The following is a 3,413-nucleotide window of genomic DNA, read 5'->3' as shown; positions in this document are numbered from 1 at the left end:
CCCTCATCGGTATTCCGCCAGCCGCGCGCAGACGCCGAGCAGCACGGCGGCGAGACCCAGCGGCGCCCTCATCGGTATTCCGCCAGCCGCGCGCGGACGCCGAGCAGCACGAGCAGCATGACGACCCCGAGGACCGGCAGCGGGATCAGCGGCCAGCCGGTCAGCAGCCGTTCCCCGTCCCGCAGGGCCGCGTCGAAACCGGCCTTGCGGGCCGTGGCGGCCGCGCCGACCGCGGCGTCGAAGTAGGAGAAATCGAAGGCCGCGTCGCCGCGGCGGATGCCGGTGACCACGTCGACCGCTGCCCGGGTACGCCCGGAGCCGGCCAGCGCCACGACCCGCTGATGGTCCCGCTGATAGCCCAGCCACCGCTCACGCACCTGACCGTCGGCGTCCAGCTGCCCGGCGACCTCGGCCAGCTGGGCCGACTTGCCGGTGAAGTCCTGCCGGTAGAGGGCCAGGTTGCCGCTGAGCAGATAGCGGCTGGTGTCCGCGGCGGCGTCGTAGCTCAGCGCCCGGGCCCGGGAGAGCGCCAGATAGGGCGTCAGGTGATCGTTGCGCGCGGCGCTGAGCCGCTGGCCCTGCCCGGCGACGACCAGGCAGATCCCCGCGGTCAGGCCCAGGGTGAGGACTGTGGCGAGAGCCAGGGCCGGGTTGAGCAGGCGGCGGAACCGCCGCGCCAGGAACGCCTGGAGGATCAGGAGGAGCAGGACTAGGCCCCCGCCGAGGAGCACGGCCAGTCCGACTGTCCACGCCTCGGTGGTGGCCTTGGCGGCGTACGCCCGGTCGAGACGGGACTCACCGGCGTCGCGCAGCCGGTCGGCGGTGGGCAGCAGCCGCAGGTGCAGCACGTTGGTCGCCTGGGTGTAGTAGCCGAGCGCGTCGGGCGGCAACCGGCCCGGGGGCTGCGGCGGCGCCTGCGACTGCGCGGTGAGGGTCTGCCACACCCACCGGCGGTAGACGGCGAGGTCGTGCATCAGCTCCAGCACAATGGCCCGGTCGGCCGGCCCGGTCACCGTGGTCAGTGACCGTTGCAGATCCTCGTCGATCTGCCGGCTGCGTTGCTGATAGGTGCCGAGCGCGTCGAGCTGACTGCCGGACAATTCCGCGGCATCACCGACCAGCACCATTCGGGCGACCTGGGCATCGAGATCACTGAGAGCGAAATACAGATCCGCGGCCGTGGCGGCCTGCGGCGCCGCCGCACCACCGATGATGCGGACCTGGTCGCGCAGCTGGGACAACAGCAGGCCGGAAGCGGCGAGCAGGGCCACGGCGACGCCGATCACCAGGGCGGTCCACAAGCGCAGGCGTACGGGGGTTTCGGGGCGGAACAATCTTCTCGTCGCCATGACAACTGCGGACACGACGCCAAGGTAATGCACCCGGGCAATTCTTCGGGTGCCGGCCTCTGCCGTTCATTTGTTGTTTTCCCGCAATTCGTTCAGGCGGGCGGCGCGGGTGGTCAGATAATGCCGTTCCGGGGCGCTGGTGGTGCGCGCGGCGGCGGTTCGATAGTGCGTGACAGCGGCCCCGGTGTCACCGGACCACTCGTACAGGTGCGCCCGGACGGCGTCGAGGCGGTAGTGGCCGGGCAGCCGCTCGTCGAGGGTGGCGAGCAGGCGCAGCCCTTCGGCCGGACCGTGCACCATGGACGCGGCGACGGCCCGGTTCAGCGTGACCATGGGGTTGCCGGTGAGCTGGTCGAGGAGGCCGTACAGGGCGAGGATCTGCGGCCAGTCGGTGTCCCGCACCCGGGCAGCCCGGTCGTGCAGGGCCGCGATCGCCGCCTGCAACTGATACTCGCCGACGGTGCCGCTGGTCATCGCCGCGTCGAGCAGCGCGGTCCCCTCCTTGATCAGCTGCCGGTCCCAGCGGCTGCGGTCCTGCTCCTCCAGCGGGATCAGCTCACCGCCGGCACCGGTCCGAGCCGGGCGGCGGGCGTCGGTGAGCAGCATCAACGCGAGCAGGCCGGCGACCTCACCGTCACCCGGGAGCATCCGGTGCGCCGTACGGGTCAGCCGGATCGCCTCGGCGGAAAGTTCGGTGCGGTGCACGTCGGGGCCGGTGCTGCCGGCGTACCCCTCATTGAAGATCAGGTAGAGCACGTGCAGGACCGACCGCAGCCGGGCCCGCCGGTCGGGCGGGTCCGGCAGCCGGAGCGGGATCGCGGAGGCCTTGATCCGCTGCTTGGCCCGGCTGATCCGCTGCGCCATCGTGGCCTCCGGCACCAGGAAGGCATGCGCGATCTCGGCGGTGGTCAGGCCGCCGACCGCGCGCAGGGTGAGCGCGATGGCGGAGGCCGGCGTCAGCGCCGGGTGACAGCACAGGAAGAGCAAGGTGAGGGTGTCGTCCCGATCCGGTACGTCGATCGGCGGCTCCTCGAACGCGGCCCGCCGCTCCCGCTCCCGGCGGGCCACCTCGTTCCGGACCTGATCAACAAACTTGTTGGCGCCGGCCCGGATCAGCCAGCCGCGCGGATTGTCCGGAACGCCGTCGACAGGCCACCGCAACGCGGCGGCGAGCAAAGCCTCCTGCACGGCATCCTCGGCGGCGTCGAAATCCCCGAAGCGGCGCACAAGAACGCCGAGGACCTGCGGCGCGAACTCACGCAGCAGGTCCTCCACGGGTGGCCCCTCGATCACAGCGGCGCCGCGGTCACAGCTCGGGCGTCAGCAGGGCGAAGTCGGAAGGACCGAGCACCCGGCGTACGCCGATCGGCTGCTGCTGCGGCACCCCGCCGGGCCCGGGAACCGCGGAGATCCGCGCGGCGATCTCGAGGGCCCGCTCCTCACTCTCGACATCAACGAGCTGGAACCCGGCCAGCATCTCCTTCGACTCGGCGAACGGCCCATCGGTGACCACCGGCGCCGCGACGCCGTCGCTGGTGACGACCTTGGCGAGCTCGGGCCCGGTCAGCGCCTCCTGGTAGACAAGCTCACCGCTGGCCAACAGCTCAGCCCGCAAGGCGCCGTAGTAGTCCATGTGCGCCTTGATGTCGCCGGGCGCCCACTCGTCCATCGGCTTGTCGATGACGCCGGGCTGGTAATCCACGATGAGCAGGTACTTGGTCATGCGTCATTCCTATCCTCGCGCCGCACCCGGTGGGCGCGGTCACCGATGGACGAAGCTGCCGCGGGGGTTCTCGACATCGGCCGGGAATCTGGCGGGAACTGGTTTTGGGGAACTTACCGGTGGTGGGGGTGGGGCGCTTGCCGGGGTTTCGGCTTGGGCGGACGGCGGACGGCGGACGGCGGACGGCGGACGGCGGACGGCGGACCGGCGGGCGGACGGCCCAGTCGGAGCCGGGTAGGCCCGGCGGTCGAACGGACCAAGCGAATCCGGCGGTTCAACGGACCGGCAAGTCTGACGAGGCAGCGACTGCCGATCCCAGCGGGCCAGCGGGCCAGCGGGCC

3 protein-coding genes are annotated in these 3,413 nt (G+C 71.7%); all 3 read right to left on the bottom strand.

The features are described from left to right. Positions 1-68 precede the first annotated feature (68 nt). Genes AB0C29_RS39315 through AB0C29_RS39305 form a run of 3 tightly spaced genes read right to left on the bottom strand, consistent with a single transcriptional unit; the run spans position 69 to position 3,072 of the window. Complete coding sequence (locus AB0C29_RS39315; RefSeq protein WP_360831729.1) at positions 69-1,364, bottom strand: hypothetical protein; 1,296 nt, start codon at positions 1,362-1,364, stop codon at positions 69-71. Between the two features lie 51 nt (positions 1,365-1,415). After that, a complete protein-coding gene (locus tag AB0C29_RS39310) occupies positions 1,416-2,624 on the bottom strand; it encodes a DUF6596 domain-containing protein (protein WP_360831726.1) in 1,209 nt (402 codons plus the stop codon). 31 nt (positions 2,625-2,655) lie between these two features. After that, complete coding sequence (locus AB0C29_RS39305; RefSeq protein WP_360831724.1) at positions 2,656-3,072, bottom strand: YciI family protein; 417 nt, start codon at positions 3,070-3,072, stop codon at positions 2,656-2,658. Between the last annotated feature and the right edge of the window lie 341 nt (positions 3,073-3,413).

The organism is Actinoplanes sp. NPDC048791 (genome assembly GCF_040650095.1).
Lineage (GTDB): Bacteria > Actinomycetota > Actinomycetes > Mycobacteriales > Micromonosporaceae > Actinoplanes.
The sequence above is the reverse complement of the archived record's forward strand: the minus strand, read 5'-3'. Positions and strand labels throughout refer to the sequence as shown.

What these genes read in the sequence shown, in the direction of transcription:
- AB0C29_RS39305 (WP_360831724.1), bottom strand. Translation starts at nt 3,072, where the DNA reads ATGACCAAGTACCTGCTCATCGTGGATTACCAGCCCGGCGTCATCGAC.